The organism is Bradyrhizobium sp. PMVTL-01, from assembly GCF_051861855.1.
GTDB lineage: Bacteria > Pseudomonadota > Alphaproteobacteria > Rhizobiales > Xanthobacteraceae > Bradyrhizobium.
The window spans coordinates 3011867-3029218 of the sequence record NZ_CP193982.1; the positions used below are offsets into that span (position 1 = coordinate 3011867).

Genomic DNA, 17352 nt, shown 5'->3' on the forward strand with positions numbered 1-17352 from the left:
CACTTCGCTTGAAAACGCTACAGCCAACGCTTGCGCCGCTTGAAGCTCTTGAGGTTCTTAAAGCTCTTGCGCTGGTCGCCGGCGCCGCCGAGGTAGAACTCCTTGACGTCCTCGTTGTCGCGCAGCTCGTCGGCGGTGCCGTCGAGCACGACCTTGCCCTGTTCCATGATGTAGCCGTGGCTCGCCACCGACAGCGCGGCGCGCGCGTTCTGCTCGACCAGGAGGATGGTGACCCCGAGGTCGCGGTTGATCTTCTGGATGATGGAAAACACCTCCTTCACCAGCAGCGGCGACAGGCCCATCGACGGCTCGTCCATCAAGATCATCTTAGGTCGTGCCATCAGCGCGCGGCCGATCGCGAGCATCTGCTGCTCGCCGCCGGAGAGATAGCCGGCAAGGCCGGTGCGTTCCTTCAGGCGCGGGAAATAGTTGAAGACCATGTCGAGATCGGCATCGACCTCGCCGTCCCTGCGGGTGAAGGCGCCGAGCTTGAGGTTCTCCAGCGACGTCATGTCGGCGACGATGCGCCGGCCCTCCATCACCTGGAAGATGCCGCGGCGGACGATCTTGTCGGGATCGATGCCGTTGATGCGCTCGCCTTCGAACAGGATTTCGCCGCGCGTGACCTCGCCGTCCTCGGTCTTGAGCAGCCCGGAGATCGCCTTCAGCGTGGTCGATTTGCCGGCGCCGTTGGCCCCCAGCAGCGCCACGATCGCGCCCTTGGGCACGTCGAGGCTGAGGCCACGCAGCACCAGGATCACGTCGTCATAGACGACCTCGATGTTGCGGACGCCGAGGAGGGGCGGTGCGGGCACGATGCTCGGGGAGGGGCGAACGGCTTCTGCGGTATCGCTCATGCTTTGTTACTCCGCTGTCGTCGCCCGGCTTGACCGGACGACCCAGTATTCCAGAGGCGCCTGAGATTCCCGGAGAAGCCTCGGTGTACTGTATCCCCCGCTCCAGTGCGCATTGCGCGCAAGGCAGGGGATGACAGTGTTCGTGTGGTTAAAGTCGGCCTCACCATCCCAGCAGCTCCGGCTTGCGCGGCAGCTCGACGGTCTTGACCTTCTCGAGCTTGATCGTGCCCTTGGCCATGAGGTCGTTGAGCTCGCCGTCGGTCGCGCCTGACACCTTGGTGCGGTAGAGGTCGACCTTCAGCGTGCCGCGATGGTCCTTGTCGGTCCAGGTCGAGGGATTGCAGACGCCTTCCATGCCTGCCGGCACCCAGTCCTTCTTCTGGTAGAAGCCCTTGGCGACGTTCTCGCCGGTAGCGCCGCCGTTCTTGGCGGCCCAGTCGAGCGCCTCCTTCATGTACAGCGCCGAGCAGACCGCGGCGATGTAGTGCACCGGGCGATAGACCTTGCCGCTCGGGTCGGACATCTTGGAGATCTCCATCACCGTCTTCATGCCGGGCGCATCGCCGCCCCAGCTTACTGCGGTGCGCAAGGGGAAGATCACGCCGTTGGCGGAATCTCCGGCCGTCTTGGCGGCGTTCTCGTCCATGCCCCAGACATTGCCGAGGAACTGGATCTCGACGCCAGCGGTCTTGCACGCCTTCATCACCGAGATGTTGGAGGCCGCGGTGTTGCCGAGATAGGCGTAATTGGCGCCCGACGATTTCAGGCTGAGGCACTGCGCGCTGTAGTCGCCCGGCGTCAGCGCGAACACCAGCGGCGGCAGCACCTCGAAGCCGAGCTCCTGCGCCATCGCTTCACCCGCGGCCTTCGGCGCGTTCGGATAGGGATGGTTGGCGCCCATGTGCACGAACTTCGGCTTGCCGGACTTGCCCTTGGCCTTCCAGTCCTCGGCCGCCCAGATCAGCATCGCGCGCAGCGAGTCCGAATAGCTCGGGCCGTAGAAGAAATTGTAGGGCGCGGGCTTGGCCTTGCCGCTGACACCTTCGGGATCGGTCAGGGCGGCGGCGTAGGAGCCGGAGAGATCCGGGATCTTGTCCTGGGCGAGGAACCCCGTCAGTGCCTCGGTGTCGGCGGTGCCCCAGCCCATGATCGCGGCGACCTTGCTGTCCGGCGCCGACCATTTCTTGTACAGCGCGATCGCGCGCGGCACCTGGTAGCCGTAATCGTTGGTGTCGACATTGAGCTGCTTGCCGCCGACGCCCCCGTTCTTGTTGACCCAGGCGAAGGTGTCGGCGACGGCCTGGCCGTAGGGCGTGCCGACGTCGGAGGTGCCGCCGGAATAATCGGCAAGGTGCCCGATCGCGATCTGTGCCTGCGCGCTCGCCGAAAAGGCTGCGACCGCGATCGCGAGCGATGCGGTGCTCAAAAGGGATTTTGCCTTCATGGGTCGGTTCCTCCTGTTATTGTTTGAGTGAAGATTTCCCGACTCAATGTGAGAACGGGTAGAGTTTCCAGTACGCCTTGATCTGCCGCCAGCGATGCGCCAGCCCGTCGGGCTCGAACATCAGGAATGCGATGATGATCACCCCGATCGCGATCTCGCGCAGGAAGGTGATGTTGTTGTTGAGCGACAGCGCCTTGTCGATCGCGCCGCCCTTCAGATAGAGGCTGACGAACTCCATCGATTCAGGCAGCAGCACCACGAAGGCGGTGCCCATCAGCGTGCCCATGATGGAGCCGGTGCCGCCGATGATGATCATGGCCAGGAACAGGATCGAGCGCTCGATGCCGAAACCCTCCTGCGAGACCACGAGCTGGTAGTGGGCGTAGAGCGCGCCGGCGATGCCGGCGAAGAAGGCAGCCAGCCCAAACGACAGGGTGCGGTACTTGGTGAGGTTGATGCCCATGATCTCGGCGGAGAGATAGTGGTCGCGGATCGCCACCAGCGCGCGGCCGTCGCGCGTGCGCATCAAATTGGTGACGAGAATGTAGCTCGCCAGCACATAGGCCAGCACGACGTAGAAATACTGCCTGTCCCCGCGCAGCGTGTAGCCCAAGATCGAGAACGGCTCGGCGCTTGCCGGCACCGAGCCGCCGGAGAACCATTCGGCGCGCGAGAAGAAGTCGAGCAGGATGTATTGCGCGGCCAGCGTCGCGATGACGAGATAGAGACCCTTCAGCCGCGCCGCCGGGATGCCGAAGATCAGCCCGACCATCGCGGTGACGACGCCCGCGAGCGGAATCGCGAAGAACACCGGGATCGGTGCGTTGTTGGAGATGTAGGCGGAGGTGAAGGCGCCGAGCAGGAAGAAGGCGGCGTGCCCGATCGAGATCTGGCCGGTGAAGCCGACGAGGATGTTCAGGCCGAGCGCGGCGATCGAGAAAATGCCGATCTGGATCAGGATGCTGAGCCAATAGCCGCTGAAGAATTGCGGCGCGAGGCACAGCAGCAGCACGCCCGCGATCGCGAAGTTGCGGCTGGTGGTGGTCGGGAAGATCGTGGTGTCCGCGGCGTACGAGGTGCGGAAGTCACCAGCGGGGATGAGGGCAGGGCCGGCCATGGGTCAGATCCGCTCGATGTCGTGGGTGCCGAACAGGCCATAGGGTTTGATCATCAGCACGATGATGAGGACGTAGAACGGCGCGATCTCGTAGAGATTGCCCCAGTGAAGATACTGGCTGTCGACATATTGGGCGACGTTCTCGAGCAGCCCGATGATGATGCCGCCGAGCACGGCGCCGCCGACCGAATCGAGCCCGCCGAGGATCGCCGCCGGGAACACTTTTATGCCGTAGGCGGCGAGGCCCGATGAGACACCGTTCACCACGGCGACGACGACCCCTGCGACGGCCGACACCGTGGCCGAGATGGCCCAGGCCATCGCGAACACGCTTTTGACGGAGATGCCGAGCGACTGCGCGACCTGCTGGTTGAATGCGGTGGCGCGCATCGCGAGGCCGTATTTCGAGGCGCGGAAGAACCAGGCCATGCCGATCATCATCGCGACCGAGACGATGAGACTCATGACATAGACGGTCTGGATCTGGAGGCCGAACAGGCTGACCGACTGGCTCTCGAACACGCGCGGGAACGGTTGCGGGTTGACGCCGAACATCCATTTCAGCGTGGCCTGGAGCACGGTTGAGAGGCCGATTGTCACCATGATCACCGAGATGATGGGCTCGCCGATCATCGGCCGCAGGATCAGGACCTGCACCGCGATGCCGAACACGAACATGAACACCAGCGTGATCGGCATGCCGATCCAGAACGGCACCTGGTATTTGGCGAGCAGCGCCCAGCACACCCAGGCGCCGACCAGCAGCAACTCACCTTGCGCGAAATTGACGACCTGCGTCGCTTTGTAGATCAGCACGAACGACATCGCGACCACGCCATAGAGCGTGCCGACCACGAGGCCGTTGACCAGGAGCTGAACGAGGAAGGCTGTGTTCATGCAGTGATGCTCGCTGAAAATTCCGGCGCGCTCTTCCCCTCTCCCCTTGTGGGAGAGGGTGGCTTCGCGAAGCGAAGGCGGGTGAGGGGTTGTCTCCGCACTGACGGTGCGGAGAGAGGACCCCTCACCCGAGTGAGGGTGTGGCTGATGGCGAAGATGCCCTCTCCCAGAAGGGGAGAGGGCGCATCGGCAGGCGTCGCGCGCTGGACTGGAAGCAAGCTCACTCCGCAGCCTCCGCCATGTGGCCATGTCCGCCGAGGTCCACCACCCGCAGCGTCGTTCGCACGCGCTGCGTGGTGCCGTCCTGGAAGCGGATCACGGTATCGACGGGGATGTCGGAATCACCGCGGTAGATGGCGTCGATGATGCCTTCGTACTTCTCGTTGATGACGCCGCGGCGCACCTTTCGCGTGCGGGTGAGCTCGCCGTCGTCGGCGTCCAGCTCCTTGTAGAGCAAGAGGAAGCGCGAGATGCGCTGTGCCGGCGGCAGCGTGGCGTTGACGGTCTCGACCTCCTTCTGCAGCAGCGCATAGACCTCCGGCCGCGATGCGAGGTCGCTGTAGGTGGTGAAGGAGAGGCGGTTCTTCTCCGCCCATTTCGAGATGATCGAGTAGCGGATGCAGATCATCGCCGCGAGCGCGTCGCGCCCTGCGCCCAGCACCACGGCCTCCGCGATATAGGGCGAGAATTTCAGCTTGTTCTCGATGAATTGCGGCGAGAAGCGCTCGCCGCGCGAGGTTTCGGCGAGATCCTTGATGCGGTCGATGACGACGAGCTGCTGGTTGGCATTGAAGTAGCCGGCATCGCCGGAGCACATCCAGCCGTCCTTGATGTCGGCGATGCTGGCCTCGGGATTCTTGTAGTACCCCAGGAACATGTTGGGGTGCCGCACCACGATCTCGCCGACGCCGTGAATGTCGGCATTGTCGATGCGGATCTCGACGCTGTCGGCCATCGGCACGCCAGTCGTGTCAGGATCGACCTTGCCCTCGGGGTGCAGCGTGTAAGCGCCCAGCAATTCGGTCTGGCCGTAGAGCGTGCGCAGCGGCACGCCCATGGCCTGGAAGAACTTGAAGGTGTCGGGGCCGAGCGCCGCGCCGCCGGTGGCGGCCGAGCGCAGGCGGGTGAAGCCGAGGCGGTCGCGCAGCGCGCGGAACAGGATCGCGTCGGCGAAACCCGAACGCCTGCCCTGCTCCAGCGCGGCGAGGCCCGACTTCATCCCGATATCGAACAGGCGCTGCTTGAACGGCGTCGCATCCATCACCTTGGCGCGGACGTCGGCGGCGATGGATTCCCAGACACGTGGGGCAAAGAGCACGAATGTCGGCGCGATCTCGCGCAGATCGTTCATCAACGTGTCAGGCTCTTCGACGAAGTTGATCTTCATCCGGCAGAGCAGGCCTTTGCCGAGCACGTAGACCTGCTCCATGATCCACGGCAGCGGCAGCACCGAGACATACTCGTCGTCCGGCCCCTTTGGATCGAAGGCAAGATAGGTCGCGCAATGGCCGAGCACGCGGCCGGCGGCGAGCATCGCGAGTTTTGGATGCGAGGTGGTGCCCGACGTCGTGCAGAGGATCGCGACGTCCTCGCCCTTGGTCGCATCGACGAGCTTGTCGTAGAGTTCCGGCTCGCGCGCGGCGCGGGCCCGGCCGAGCTCGGCCAACTTCTCCGCCGACATCAGGCGCGGGTCGTCGTATTTCCGCATGCCGCGCGGATCGGAATAGATGATGTGCTTCAGCTTCGCGACGCGGTCGGCGAGCGTGAGCAGCTTGTCCACCTGCTCCTCGTCCTCGGCAAAAACCAGCTGCGCCTCGCCATAATTGAGGAGATAGGAGGCCTCTTCATCCAGCACGTCGCGATAGAGCCCGAGGCTGAGGCCGCCAATGGCATGGGTAGCGACTTCCGCCGCCACCCAGTCCGGCCGGTTGTCGCCGATGATGCCGATGACGTCACCACGACCAAGACCTAGCTCGACCAGGCCGAGCGCGAAATCGCGCACGCGCGTCTGGTAGTCGTTCCAGGTGAAGATGCGCCACAGCCCGAGGTCCTTCTCGCGCAGCGCGATCTCGTTGCCGTGCTCTTTCGCATTGAGCCGCAGCATCTTGGGATAGGTGTCGGCCTGCGCGACGCGGCCTGCGTAATCCATCATGCCGCGCTCTCCTGCGCCGGAGGAGCATCGTCGGGATCGACCAGCGCCTCGTCTTCTTCACCCAGGTAGGCGCGCTTGACGTGGGGATCGGCGAGCACTGCGCCCGGATCGCCCTCGGCGATCTTGCGGCCGAAATCCAGCACCATCACGCGGTGGGAGATATCCATCACCACGCCCATGTCATGCTCGATCATCACCACCGTCATGCCGAACTCCTCGTTGAGATCGACGATGTAGCGGGCCATGTCCTCCTTCTCCTCGAAGTTCATGCCGGCCATCGGCTCGTCGAGCAGGATGAGGCGCGGCTCCAGCGCCATGGCCCGGGCGAGCTCGACGCGCTTGCGCAGGCCGTAGGGGAGGGTGCCGGCGGTTGCCTTGCGCACCGACTGCAGGTCAAGGAAGTCGATGATCTCTTCCACCTTGCGGCGGTGTTCGAGCTCTTCCTTGCGCGCGCCGGTGAGCCAGTACAGCGAGCCCGTGAGGAAATTGTTCTTCAGGAGGTGATGGCGGCCCACCATGATGTTGTCGAGCACGCTCATGTGGTGGAACAGCGCGAGGTTCTGGAAGGTGCGGCCGATGCCGAGCTTGGGCCGCGCGTTCGGCGTCAGCCCCGTGATGTCCTGGCCCTGGTAGAACAGCTGGCCTTCGGTCGGCTTGTAGCGACCGGAAATACAGTTCACGATCGAGGTCTTGCCGGCGCCGTTGGGGCCAATGATCGAGAACAGCTCCCCCTCCTTGATGGCGAAGCTGACATCGGTCAGCGCACGAACGCCGCCGAATCGCAGGGACACGCCGCGCACTTCGAGACTGGTAGCCACCAAACAAATCCCTCCCGGTGATGGCGCATTCTGCGGCGCTCTTCGTCGGTTCTGTCGGGCGATCCTAATACGGCCGTGCCGGCCAGACCATGCAGCTATTGGTCTCGACCGGACGGTCGCCGCTTTGGCCCCGTTTGGGATCAAAAGCCGCATCACCCGAGGTGGCTCTCAATAAGGGAAAGCGCTATTTTGAAATGTCTCCGGCCTGACAATTCTGGACAAAGTTTTTCGGACCGAGGCGGCCCTCATCTTTCGTCGGATGGGAGCCGGAACGATGATGTTGCGATGCAGCATAAGAGCGGAGTGACGACACGGTGCGGCTGACTTCGGGATCATGATTTCAGAGGATCATCTGAAGCGCGTTGCCGCCTGGTCGCGCGAGCTCACGCAAGCGGAGATCGAGGTCGCCCGCGCCGGAATCACGGAGCGGTCCTACGGCACCGGCGAGACCGTGTTCATGCGCGGCGACAATTTCGACTATTGGGCCGGCATGGTCTTCGGCCTTGCCCGGATGGGCGGGGTGTCGCGCGACGGCAAGGAGACCAGCCTTGCCGGGCTGACGGCGGGGGCCTGGTTCGGCGAGGGCAGCGTGCTCAAGAACGAGCCGCGCCGCTACGACGTGGTGGCGCTGCGCAGCAGCCGCGTCGCGCTGATGGAGCGCAGCGCCTTCATGTGGCTGTTCGAGAACAGCGTCGGCTTCAACCGCTTCCTGGTGCGCCAGCTCAACGAGCGGCTCGGCCAGTTCATCGGCATGCTCGAGGTCAACCGCACGCTCGATGCCACCTCGCGGCTCGCACGCAGCATCGCCTCGCTGTTCAACCCGATCCTTTATCCGGAATCGACAGCGCATCTGGAGATCACCCAGGAGGAGATCGGTGCGCTCTCCGGCATGTCCCGCCAGAACGCCAACCGGGCGCTGAACCGGCTGGAGAAGGAAGGGCTGCTGCGGCTGGAATATGGCGGCGTCACCATCCTTAATGTCGAGCGGCTGCGCGGGTATGGGGATTAGAAACCGTCACCGCGCGTTGGCGGGGGCGTGCAGCGGCCAGAGGTCGGCGCGCCAGTGGATCGCGATTGCCAGCATCGCGAGGAAGCCGGCGACGGCGTAAAGTGACCCTGTCGCGGAATAGCCGATCGTGTCGATCAGGCTGCCGGCCGCGAGCAATCCGAGCGGCAGGCCGTAGATCACCATCATGCGCACGCCCATCACGCGGCCGCGCAGATGCGCGCTCGCCGTGCGCATCAGGATGACGGCCGCCGAGATCATCGACATGCTCTGGGCGATGCCGGCGAGAACGAGGCAGGCCATGGCGACGGGCATCGTCCTGATCTCGACGAACACCAGCAACATGGCGTACCAGGCCAGCGTCGCGCCGATCAGAAGCCGGGCAATGCGCAATCCGCCGACCAGGCTGAGCGTGATCGAGCCGATCAGCGATCCGACGGCGAAGCTCGCGGAGAGATAGCCGAGGCCGGTCTGGTCGGTGTGAAAGATTTCGCGCGCGATGTAGGGCAGCAATCCGCCGGTGAAGGGAAACGCGGTCAGATTGGCGAGGAAGGCGACGCACAGCGCAGCGCCCATTCCAGGGCCATTCCAGGCGTAGACAATCCCTTCCTTCAGCTCGCCCAGCAGTTTTGAAACGGCGCGGCTGTTCGCCGGCAGATCGGTCGTGGCAACGGTCCTTTCCGGTCGGGTCAGGCAGGACATGAGAATTGCCGCCGCGAGGTAGAGGCCGGCGACCGCCGCATAGACCAATCCGATGCCGAGAACGGCGAAGAGGCCGGCTCCGGTCAGCGCTCCGGCAATGCGGGCGCTGTCCTGGGTCGTGCGTGACAGGCTGATCGCGCCGACCAGCTGCTCGGCCGGCATGATGTCGGCGAGCAACGCGCTCCGGAGGCCGAGATCGGAGGAGCGGATCAGGCCCATGATCGTCACGATGATCATGACGTTGAGCGGCGCCAGATGGCCGGTCATCGCCAGCGCCATGATGGTCGAGGCCAGCGCCGTATAGGTCAGGCGCAGCACGACGAGGAGATCGCGGTGACCGATACGGTCGCCGACCATCCCGAGCGCCGGTGCAATCAGCGTTCCCAGATATTGCAGCGAGGCGAGAATGGTCAGCAGCAGCACCGATCCGGTCTCGACCAGAATGTACCAGCCGAGCACCAGCGTTTCGATCTCGAACGCCCACGAGGTGAGCAGGTCGGATGGCCACTGGAACCGATAGTTGCGAATGCGGAACGGTGCGAGCGCTGAAGGTCGCGCGCCTCTGCTCAAGAGGCGATGACGCGTGTCACGGCGATTCCCTGCCTTTGTTGCTTCTTCTTGCTGTGTTGTTTCTTCTTGCTGTTCGGCAACGTAGCGCTGAGGCTGGGCCTGTCAATCGCAGCTGGCGCAGGCCGCACCCGCGCTCGGCTCTTACCTCGCTGCGCTTGCCGCCTTCCGTTCCGCCAGCGCACTCGCCATCGCCGAGATCAGCGGCCGCATGAAATAGGCCTCTTCGGCCGGCGACACGTCGGTGCGCAAGCCATGCGCCGCGAGTTCGCCGGAAACCGCCGGGCCGACTGATGCGATCAACGTGCGCTCGAGACCGGCGCGCAGTTTCGCCTCGCTGCCATGCGCCTTGGCGGCTTCGATCAGGCGGCGGACCTGGCCGAGATTGGTCAGCGCGATGGAATCGATTCGTCCCTCCGCCATCTCGTCTATGGCGGCGACGATATTGGCGTCAGCGGTCTTGGAATCATAGACATAGGGCAGCACGGTATCGATCTCGGCGCCTTGCGCGGCGAGCGCGCCGGTCAGCGCGTTGTGGTCCTTGTCGGGATAGAGCTGCAGGCCAAGGCGCCGCCCCTTCAGGTCGAGCCTGCCCAGCATCTCGATCACGCCCTCGGTGGTCGGCTTCTCCGTGGTCTGCTGCGCCTCGAGCGAGATCTCGCGCAGTGCCTTGCCGGGTTTCGGCCCGCGGGTGAATTTTCGCGATTTCGCGAGCGAGGTGACCAGAGCCTGATCGAGCCCGCGAGCGCGCGCGAGCTTCATGATCCGCCGCAGGCCTTCGCCGGTCATCAGCACGAGATCGTCAAACGGCCTGGCGATGGCGCGGCGGATCCAGGCCTCGATCGGGGCGGGGTCCGGCGCATCCTCGATGGTGAACATCGGGCATTGCACGACCTCGGCGCCTTGCTCGGCCAGAAGCTTCGAGAACTGCGCCTCCTCGCGTGTTTCCAGGATCAGGATGCGGGTGCCGTTCAATCGGTCGACCATGGGCGAGCTCCGGTATAAATCGCAATGGTACGTTCATCCTGACTCTGGGCGCGGGATTGGCGCAAGGCCAGCGTCGGTGCTAGAGCAGGGCGCAAATCGCGGTGTTCCGCGGCCGTTGCACAAAGCTTCATCACGAGCCATGCCTGATCATCAATATGTCCTGACCCTGTCCTGTCCGGATCGTCCCGGCATCGTCTCGGCGGTGTCGACCTTCCTGGCCCACAATGGACAGAACATCCTCGACGCCCAACAGTTCGACGACGTCGAGACCAACAAGTTCTTCATGCGCGTGGTGTTCACCGCGGCCGATCTTGCCGTGGCGCTTGCGGCGCTCCAGACCGGCTTTGCCGCGATTGCCGAGCGTTTCGGCATGGAGTGGCAGATGCGCGACCGCGCCGCGCATCGCAAGGTGATGGTGCTGGTCTCGAAATCCGACCATTGCCTGGTCGACATCCTCTATCGCTGGCGCACCGGTGAATTGCCGATGATCCCGACCGCGATCGTCTCCAACCATCCCCGCGAGGTCTATGCCGGGCTCGATTTCGGCGGCATTCCGTTCCACCATTTGCCCGTTACCAAGCAGACCAAGCGCGAGCAGGAGGCGCAGATCATGGATCTCGTCGACGAGACGAAGACCGATCTCGTCGTGCTCGCCCGCTACATGCAGATCCTGTCGGACGACCTGTCGGCAAAGCTCTCGGGACGCTGCATCAACATCCACCACTCGTTCCTGCCGGGCTTCAAAGGCGCAAAACCCTATCACCAGGCGCATGAGCGCGGGGTGAAGCTGATAGGCGCCACCGCGCACTACGTCACGCGTGACCTCGATGAAGGCCCGATCATCGACCAGGACGTCGAGCGCATCAGCCATCGCGACACGCCGGAAGATCTCGTCCGCAAGGGCCGCGACATCGAACGTCGCGTGCTCGCCCGCGCAATCCGCTACCATCTCGACGATCGCGTCATCCTCAACGGCCGCAAGACCGTGGTGTTCGTGGATTGATCTGCTTCACCTCTCCCCGCGTGCGGGAGAGGTCGAATTCGAGCAAAGCTCGAATTCGGGTGAGGGGGCTCTCCGCGAGTCCGGCTCTCACCGTCCCTGTGGAGACTCCCCTCCCCCCACAAGCGGGGCGAGGGAGCGCACCGTCTCAACGCACCGCGCCGGCCGCCGCTGTCCCTGTCGTGCCCTTCTGCGCCTGTTCTTCCTTTTCGCGATCAGCCGCCGGCATCAGCCGCTTGCGTTCGCGTTCCTTCATGTATGCGTCGTATTGCGGCGTGCCCGGTCGCGGCGGGGCATCCGCCGGCAGGCCGCCGGCCCATTGCGGGACGTAGTCGCCCATGCCGGCCGAGAGTTTCTCGTTGACCGTGCCGCAGCCTGCCAGGCTAGAAGCGAGCAGGGCGACTGCAGCAGCGATCGAAAGCGGACGGCAAAGCATGGACATCTTCTTGGTCGTGCCCGATCGGGCGCGGGATGAGGGGACGCGGAATGGGCGTCAGTGCGAACTATAGCCCTCAAAGTAAAATTGGCCTATTCGAGGGTCGGTAGGGCTGTATACAAAGAAGGTATTATAATAAGGATATTTTGCTCTTGAAGGGGTGACTTTAGCTGGTACGGTATACATCGCGTATTTCGGCTCAGTGGCGCGTCTTCACCGCGAAGCAGGTGAAATGTCCAGATCCTGCAAGTGAGAGGCGGAATCCTCCATCTGCGGCGTCGTGTGGACTTCCTAAAGTGGCGCCTCAACAATCACCGCCCAAATCGGCCGGCGCGATGAGGGCTTTTTCGTTGACAGGACCATTATATTTGTACAATCGTACAAATCTCTCCTGCCGTCGTCGAGGCAGATCACGCGGCTCGGGCCGCATGGTCGCCCAACGTCCGATTGACAACGGGGTTGCAGAGGACGCCATGTGGCCGCACGGCATGGCTCGTCCGTAGGTAAAGCGCGGCAAGGACCGGGCACTCGGTCCGGCTCACAAGCAGAAATGAAGGGGAGGGACATCTGATGTTCGAACTCAAGATTTTTTCGCGTACCGCAGCGGCCGCGGCCATCGCGGGCCTCGCGGCCGTCGCGCCCGCCAAGGCGGAAGACACGGTCAAGGTCGGCCTCATCCTGCCGATGACCGGCGGCCAGGCCTCGACCGGTAAGCAGATCGAGAACGCGATCAAGCTCTACATGCAGCAGAAGGGCGACACCGTCGCCGGCAAGAAGATCGAGATCATCCTCAAGGACGATGCCGCGATCCCGGACAAGACCAAGACCGCCGCGCAGGAACTGATCGTCAACGACAAGGTCAACTTCATCGCCGGCTTCGGGGTGACGCCGGCAGCGCTCGCCGCCGCGCCGCTGGCGACGCAGGCGAAGATTCCGGAAGTCGTCATGGCAGCCGGCACGTCCATCATCACTGAACGCTCGCCCTATATCGTGCGCACCAGCTTCACGCTGGCGCAGTCCTCGACCATCATTGCGGACTGGGCGGTGAAGAACGGAATCAAGAAGGTCGCGACGCTGACCTCGGATTACGCGCCCGGCAATGACGCGCTCAACTTCTTCAAGCAGAACTTCACCGCGGGCGGCGGCGAGGTGGTCGAGGAGGTCAAGACGCCGCTCGCCAACCCGGACTTCGCGCCGTTCCTGCAGCGCATGAAGGATGCCAAGCCCGACGCGATCTTCGTGTTCGTGCCGGCGGGCCAGGGCGGCAACTTCATGAAGCAATATGCCGAGCGTGGTCTCGACAAGGCCGGCATCAAGGTGATCGGACCCGGCGACGTTACCGACGACGACCTGCTCAACAACATGGGCGACGCCGTGCTCGGCACGGTCACCGCCCATCTCTACTCGGCGGCGCACCCCTCGCAGATGAACAAGGACTTCGTCGCGGGCTACAAGAAGGCCTTCGGCAACCGTCCGGGCTTCATGGCGGTGAGCGGCTATGACGGCATCCACCTGATCTACGAGGCGCTGAAGAAGACCAATGGCGATACCAATGGCGACAAGCTGATCGAGGCGATGAAGGGCCAGAAGTGGGAGAGCCCGCGCGGTCCGATCTCGATCGATCCCGAGACCCGCGACATCGTTCAGAACATCTACATCCGCAAGGTCGAGAAGGTCGACGGCGAGCTCTACAATGTCGAGTTCGCGACTTTCGAGGCCGTCAAGGATCTCGGCAAGACCAAGAAGTGACGCTCGAAAGCGCGTCATCCCGGGCTCTCTCGGCATCCTCGCCTTACCTCGCCCGCTTGCGGGAGAGGTCGGCGCGAAGCGCCGGGTGAGGGCTCTCACCTCTGGGGGAGTCTTCGTTGTTGAAGCACCCTCTCCCCAACCCTCTCCCGCAAGCGGGAGAGGGAGTGCAGCACGGCCCTTGGCCACACTTGAGATGATCCTCGACTGCTGATGACCGCGATCCTCACCAACCTGTTCGATGGCGTTGCCTACGGCATGCTGCTGTTCGTGCTCGCCTGCGGGCTCGCGGTCACGCTCGGCTTGATGAACTTCGTCAACCTCGCCCATGGCGCCTTCGCCATGGCGGGCGGCTATGTCTGCATGGTGCTGGTCAACCGGATGGGCTGGCCGTTCTTCGCCGCGCTGCCGCTCGCCTTCGTCTCGGCCGCCGCGATCGGCATCGCACTGGAGCGCACGCTCTACCGCCATCTCTACACGCGCAGCCATCTCGACCAGGTGCTGTTCACCATCGGCCTGACCTTCATGTCGGTCGCGGCCGTCGACTACATCCAGGGCTCCTCGCGCGTGTTCATCAACCTGCCGGCCGCACTGCAGGGGCAGTTCGACCTGTTCGGCGTCGGCATCGGCCGCTACCGCCTGATGATCATCGTGATCTGCGGCCTGCTCACCATCGGGCTTCAGATGGTGCTGGCCAAGACCCGCTTCGGCAGCCGTCTGCGCGCAGCAGTCGACGATCCCCGCGCCGCCAGCGGCCTCGGCATCAACGTGCCGCAAGTGTTCGCCTTCACTTTTGCCTTCGGATGCGGGCTCGCCGGCCTCGGCGGCGCACTCAGCGCCGAGATCCTCGGTCTCGATCCGTATTTCCCGCTGAAGTTCATGATCTACTTCCTGATCGTGGTCACCGTCGGCGGCTCCTCCTCCATAACAGGCCCGTTCCTGGCCTCGCTCCTGCTCGGCATCGGTGACGTCGCCGGCAAATATTACGTGCCGAAGATGGGGCCCTTTGTGATCTACACCATGATGATCGTGATCCTGATCTGGCGCCCGAACGGCCTGTTCGGCCGCGCGGCCGCGCGTTGAGTACGCCGATGACCGCTGCCTCCGACGTCGGGTATCACGCCCAGCGCCAGGCGCGCTGGCACTATGGCGAAGTCGCCTTCTGGCTCATCGTGCTGGCCTGCGGCTTTCTGTTTCCCTCGCGCTATCTGATCATGACGGACATCCTGCGCCTCGCGCTGTTCACGATGTCGCTCGATCTCATCCTCGGCTATGCCGGCATCGTCTCGCTTGGCCATGCCGCCTTCTTCGGCGTCGGCGCCTATGCGGCGGGGCTGCTGGCGCTGCACGGCATCGTCAACGAGCCCGTGCTGGCGTTGATCGTCGCGGGCCTCGCCGCGATGGTGCTGGGCTTTGCCACCAGCTTCCTGGTGATCCGCGGCGTCGATCTGACGCGCCTGATGGTGACGCTCGGCATCGCGTTGCTGCTGGAAGCGCTCGCCGAGCGCTTCTCCAACATCACCGGCGGCACCGACGGCCTGCAGGGCATCGAGATGCAGCCGATCTTGGGAGAGATCCCGTTCGACATGTTCGGCAAGGCCGGCTTCTTCTATTCGCTCGCCGTGCTGTTCGTGCTGTTCCTGTTCGCCCGCCGCGTTGTGCATTCCCCGTTCGGCCTGTCGCTGCGCGCCATCAAGAACAACCCGCTGCGCGCCGCCGCCATCGGCATCCCCGTCAATCGGCGCCTGATTGCGATCTACACGCTCGCGGCGTTCTATGCCGGCATTGCGGGCGCGCTGTTCACCCAGACCACCGCAATCGCCTCGCTCGACGTGTTCGCCTTCGAGCGCTCCGCCGACCTGATGCTGGTGCTCGTGATCGGCGGCACCGGTTATCTCTATGGCGGGCTGATCGGCGCGGTGGTGTTCCGCATGCTCCAGGAATTGTTCTCCACGATCACGCCGCAGTACTGGCAGTTCTGGATCGGCCTCGTGCTGGTCGTGATCGTGCTGGTCGGCCGCCAGCGCCTGCATCGCTGGGTGCTGTATGTGCCGAACCTGATCATCAGGCAGGTTGCCGGACGTAGAGCGGTCGTCGCCGTGCCGGAGAGCGACGCATGACCATCGCGCTCGAAACCCAAAATCTCGAAAAGACCTTTGGTGGTCTGCGCGTCACGCGCGACTTGTCCCTCAAGATCGAGCAGGGGGCCCGCCACGCGCTGATCGGGCCGAACGGCGCCGGCAAGACCACCGTGATCAACCAGTTCACCGGCGTGCTGAAGCCGAACTCGGGCCGCATCCTGCTCGAAGGCCAGGACATCACCGACCTGCCCGTGCACAAGCGCGTGCTGCGCGGCCTGTCGCGCACCTTCCAGATCAATCAGCTCTATCCCGACCTGACCCCGCTCGAGACCATCGGTCTTGCGGTCTCAGAGCGCCTCGGCCATGGCGGCGACTGGTGGCGGCGCATGGGGACGCGCGGCGACGTCAACGGCGAGATCGCAGAGCTGCTGACACACTTCCACCTGCTCGACGTCATGAACGAAGAGACCGTGACGCTGCCTTACGGCAAGCAGCGCCTGCTCGAGATCGCGGTTGCGATCGCCGCCAAGCCGCGCGTGCTGTTGCTCGACGAGCCCGCGGCCGGCGTGCCCGAGAGCGAGAGGCACGACATTCTCGCCGTGGTCGGCGCGCTGCCGCGCGACGTCACGGTGCTGCTGATCGAGCACGACATGGATCTCGTCTTCTCCTTTGCCGACCGCATCTCTGTGCTGGTGTCCGGCGCGCTGCTGACCGAGGGCCCGCCCGAGCAGGTCGCGCGCGATCCGCAGGTAAAGGCGGTCTATCTCGGCGAGGAGGCGGTCAATGTCTGACCTGCTCGCAATCGATGCACTTCGCGCCGGCTATGGCGAGGCGGTGGTGCTGCCGAAGATGACGCTCAGCCTCGCCGAGGGGCAGGTGCTGGCGCTGCTCGGCCGCAACGGCACCGGCAAGACCACGCTGATCAACTCCATCGTCGGCGTCACCCGCCGCTTCTCCGGCACTGTCGCACTGGCCGGCACCGACGTCACGACCTTGCGGCCCGACCAGCGGGCGCGCGCCGGCATCGGCTGGGTGCCGCAGGAGCGCAACATCTTCCGCTCGCTCACGGTGGAGGAAAACATGACAGCCGTGGCTCAGCCGGGCCCCTGGACGGTCGAGAAGGTCTACGAGATGTTCCCGCGACTGAAGGAGCGGCGGAGCAATTTCGGCAACCAGCTCTCCGGCGGCGAGCAGCAGATGCTGGCGATCGGCCGCGCGCTGACCCTCAACCCGAAGGTCCTGCTGCTGGACGAGCCGACCGAGGGGCTTGCCCCCATCATTGTCGAGGAGCTGCTCAAAGCGATCGGGACCATCACCCGGGCTGGGGGCATCTGCTCCATCATCGTCGAGCAGAATGCCCAAAAGATTCTGGGGCTCGCCGACCGCGTTGTGATATTGGAGCGCGGAACGATCGTGCACGACGCCCCGAGCGCCGCGCTGAAGGCCGACCCGTCGGTTCTGGAGCGCCACCTTGGCGTGGCAGGGGCGGCCCACTAATCTTCGCCTCTTCCGCCAGCGGGAGAGGGAGTAAAACGAGCGCCG

Annotated in this window: 16 protein-coding genes; 7 read left to right on the plus strand and 9 right to left on the minus strand. The window is 64.3% G+C overall.

The window, feature by feature from the left end:
* Positions 1 to 17: 17 nt before the first annotated feature.
* The 6 genes from ACRQ5Q_RS13760 to ACRQ5Q_RS13785 all read right to left on the minus strand — a co-directional run bounded on the left by ACRQ5Q_RS13760 (position 18) and on the right by ACRQ5Q_RS13785 (position 7285).
* Positions 18 to 857, minus strand: coding sequence for an ABC transporter ATP-binding protein (locus tag ACRQ5Q_RS13760; protein ID WP_439398338.1), 840 nt, complete (start codon positions 855 to 857; stop codon positions 18 to 20).
* Between the two features lie 160 nt (positions 858 to 1017).
* Complete coding sequence (locus tag ACRQ5Q_RS13765; protein WP_439369385.1) at positions 1018 to 2301, minus strand: ABC transporter substrate-binding protein; 1284 nt, start codon at positions 2299 to 2301, stop codon at positions 1018 to 1020.
* Positions 2302 to 2344: 43 nt separating this feature from the next.
* Entirely contained in the window at positions 2345 to 3418 is a 1074-nt protein-coding gene (locus ACRQ5Q_RS13770; protein WP_439369384.1) for a branched-chain amino acid ABC transporter permease, read from the minus strand.
* 3 nt (positions 3419 to 3421) lie between these two features.
* The gene (locus ACRQ5Q_RS13775) at positions 3422 to 4315 is read right to left on the minus strand and encodes a branched-chain amino acid ABC transporter permease (protein ID WP_439369383.1); all 894 of its coding nucleotides are present in this window, start codon (positions 4313 to 4315) and stop codon (positions 3422 to 3424) included.
* 220 nt (positions 4316 to 4535) lie between these two features.
* Complete coding sequence (locus ACRQ5Q_RS13780) at positions 4536 to 6467, minus strand: long-chain fatty acid--CoA ligase (protein ID WP_439398340.1); 1932 nt, start codon at positions 6465 to 6467, stop codon at positions 4536 to 4538.
* On the minus strand, positions 6464 to 7285 hold the full coding sequence (locus ACRQ5Q_RS13785; protein WP_439369379.1) for an ABC transporter ATP-binding protein: 822 nt from the start codon (positions 7283 to 7285) through the stop codon (positions 6464 to 6466). The genes ACRQ5Q_RS13780 and ACRQ5Q_RS13785 overlap by 4 nt, the downstream gene beginning before the upstream one ends.
* Positions 7286 to 7619: 334 nt before the next feature.
* Here ACRQ5Q_RS13785 and ACRQ5Q_RS13790 point away from each other — a divergent pair, with 334 nt between their 5' ends.
* Complete coding sequence (locus ACRQ5Q_RS13790) at positions 7620 to 8294, plus strand: Crp/Fnr family transcriptional regulator (RefSeq protein WP_439369378.1); 675 nt, start codon at positions 7620 to 7622, stop codon at positions 8292 to 8294.
* A gap of 6 nt (positions 8295 to 8300) precedes the next feature.
* On the opposite strand, the gene ACRQ5Q_RS13795 is transcribed toward ACRQ5Q_RS13790, so the two are convergent.
* Positions 8301 to 9563: an MFS transporter gene (locus ACRQ5Q_RS13795; protein WP_439398342.1), complete on the minus strand. Its 1263-nt coding sequence runs from the start codon at positions 9561 to 9563 to the stop codon at positions 8301 to 8303.
* 141 nt (positions 9564 to 9704) lie between these two features.
* The gene (locus ACRQ5Q_RS13800) at positions 9705 to 10547 is read right to left on the minus strand and encodes a uroporphyrinogen-III synthase (protein ID WP_439398344.1); all 843 of its coding nucleotides are present in this window, start codon (positions 10545 to 10547) and stop codon (positions 9705 to 9707) included.
* A 139-nt stretch (positions 10548 to 10686) separates the two neighbouring features.
* Here ACRQ5Q_RS13800 and purU point away from each other — a divergent pair, with 139 nt between their 5' ends.
* Positions 10687 to 11550 (plus strand): formyltetrahydrofolate deformylase, encoded by an 864-nt coding sequence (gene purU / locus ACRQ5Q_RS13805; RefSeq protein WP_439369374.1) that lies wholly within the window; start codon positions 10687 to 10689, stop codon positions 11548 to 11550.
* A gap of 145 nt (positions 11551 to 11695) precedes the next feature.
* Here purU and ACRQ5Q_RS13810 read toward each other — a convergent pair whose 3' ends face one another.
* Positions 11696 to 11989 (minus strand): hypothetical protein, encoded by a 294-nt coding sequence (locus ACRQ5Q_RS13810; protein WP_439398346.1) that lies wholly within the window; start codon positions 11987 to 11989, stop codon positions 11696 to 11698.
* A 564-nt stretch (positions 11990 to 12553) separates the two neighbouring features.
* Here ACRQ5Q_RS13810 and ACRQ5Q_RS13815 point away from each other — a divergent pair.
* From ACRQ5Q_RS13815 to ACRQ5Q_RS13835, 5 genes are all read left to right on the plus strand, one after another.
* Positions 12554 to 13732, plus strand: a complete 1179-nt coding sequence (locus ACRQ5Q_RS13815; RefSeq protein WP_439369371.1) for an ABC transporter substrate-binding protein — start codon at positions 12554 to 12556, stop codon at positions 13730 to 13732.
* Positions 13733 to 13942: 210 nt separating this feature from the next.
* The gene (locus ACRQ5Q_RS13820; RefSeq protein ID WP_439398348.1) at positions 13943 to 14812 is read left to right on the plus strand and encodes a branched-chain amino acid ABC transporter permease; all 870 of its coding nucleotides are present in this window, start codon (positions 13943 to 13945) and stop codon (positions 14810 to 14812) included.
* 8 nt (positions 14813 to 14820) lie between these two features.
* Entirely contained in the window at positions 14821 to 15849 is a 1029-nt protein-coding gene (locus tag ACRQ5Q_RS13825; protein ID WP_439398350.1) for a branched-chain amino acid ABC transporter permease, read from the plus strand.
* The gene (locus ACRQ5Q_RS13830) at positions 15846 to 16601 is read left to right on the plus strand and encodes an ABC transporter ATP-binding protein (RefSeq protein ID WP_439398352.1); all 756 of its coding nucleotides are present in this window, start codon (positions 15846 to 15848) and stop codon (positions 16599 to 16601) included. Before ACRQ5Q_RS13825 ends, ACRQ5Q_RS13830 begins: the two co-directional genes overlap by 4 nt.
* The gene (locus tag ACRQ5Q_RS13835; RefSeq protein WP_439369367.1) at positions 16594 to 17307 is read left to right on the plus strand and encodes an ABC transporter ATP-binding protein; all 714 of its coding nucleotides are present in this window, start codon (positions 16594 to 16596) and stop codon (positions 17305 to 17307) included. The genes ACRQ5Q_RS13830 and ACRQ5Q_RS13835 overlap by 8 nt, the downstream gene beginning before the upstream one ends.
* The last annotated feature ends 45 nt before the right edge of the window (positions 17308 to 17352 follow it).

What these genes read in the sequence shown, in the direction of transcription:
- ACRQ5Q_RS13770 (WP_439369384.1), bottom strand. Translation starts at nt 3,418, where the DNA reads ATGGCCGGCCCTGCCCTCATCCCCGCTGGTGACTTCCGCACCTCGTAC.
- ACRQ5Q_RS13830 (WP_439398352.1), top strand. Translation starts at nt 15,846, where the DNA reads ATGACCATCGCGCTCGAAACCCAAAATCTCGAAAAGACCTTTGGTGGT.
- ACRQ5Q_RS13780 (WP_439398340.1), bottom strand. Translation starts at nt 6,467, where the DNA reads ATGATGGATTACGCAGGCCGCGTCGCGCAGGCCGACACCTATCCCAAG.
- ACRQ5Q_RS13800 (WP_439398344.1), bottom strand. Translation starts at nt 10,547, where the DNA reads ATGGTCGACCGATTGAACGGCACCCGCATCCTGATCCTGGAAACACGC.
- ACRQ5Q_RS13820 (WP_439398348.1), top strand. Translation starts at nt 13,943, where the DNA reads ATGACCGCGATCCTCACCAACCTGTTCGATGGCGTTGCCTACGGCATG.
- ACRQ5Q_RS13815 (WP_439369371.1), top strand. Translation starts at nt 12,554, where the DNA reads ATGTTCGAACTCAAGATTTTTTCGCGTACCGCAGCGGCCGCGGCCATC.
- purU (WP_439369374.1), top strand. Translation starts at nt 10,687, where the DNA reads ATGCCTGATCATCAATATGTCCTGACCCTGTCCTGTCCGGATCGTCCC.
- ACRQ5Q_RS13825 (WP_439398350.1), top strand. Translation starts at nt 14,821, where the DNA reads ATGACCGCTGCCTCCGACGTCGGGTATCACGCCCAGCGCCAGGCGCGC.
- ACRQ5Q_RS13790 (WP_439369378.1), top strand. Translation starts at nt 7,620, where the DNA reads ATGATTTCAGAGGATCATCTGAAGCGCGTTGCCGCCTGGTCGCGCGAG.
- ACRQ5Q_RS13760 (WP_439398338.1), bottom strand. Translation starts at nt 857, where the DNA reads ATGAGCGATACCGCAGAAGCCGTTCGCCCCTCCCCGAGCATCGTGCCC.
- ACRQ5Q_RS13810 (WP_439398346.1), bottom strand. Translation starts at nt 11,989, where the DNA reads ATGTCCATGCTTTGCCGTCCGCTTTCGATCGCTGCTGCAGTCGCCCTG.
- ACRQ5Q_RS13775 (WP_439369383.1), bottom strand. Translation starts at nt 4,315, where the DNA reads ATGAACACAGCCTTCCTCGTTCAGCTCCTGGTCAACGGCCTCGTGGTC.
- ACRQ5Q_RS13835 (WP_439369367.1), top strand. Translation starts at nt 16,594, where the DNA reads ATGTCTGACCTGCTCGCAATCGATGCACTTCGCGCCGGCTATGGCGAG.
- ACRQ5Q_RS13765 (WP_439369385.1), bottom strand. Translation starts at nt 2,301, where the DNA reads ATGAAGGCAAAATCCCTTTTGAGCACCGCATCGCTCGCGATCGCGGTC.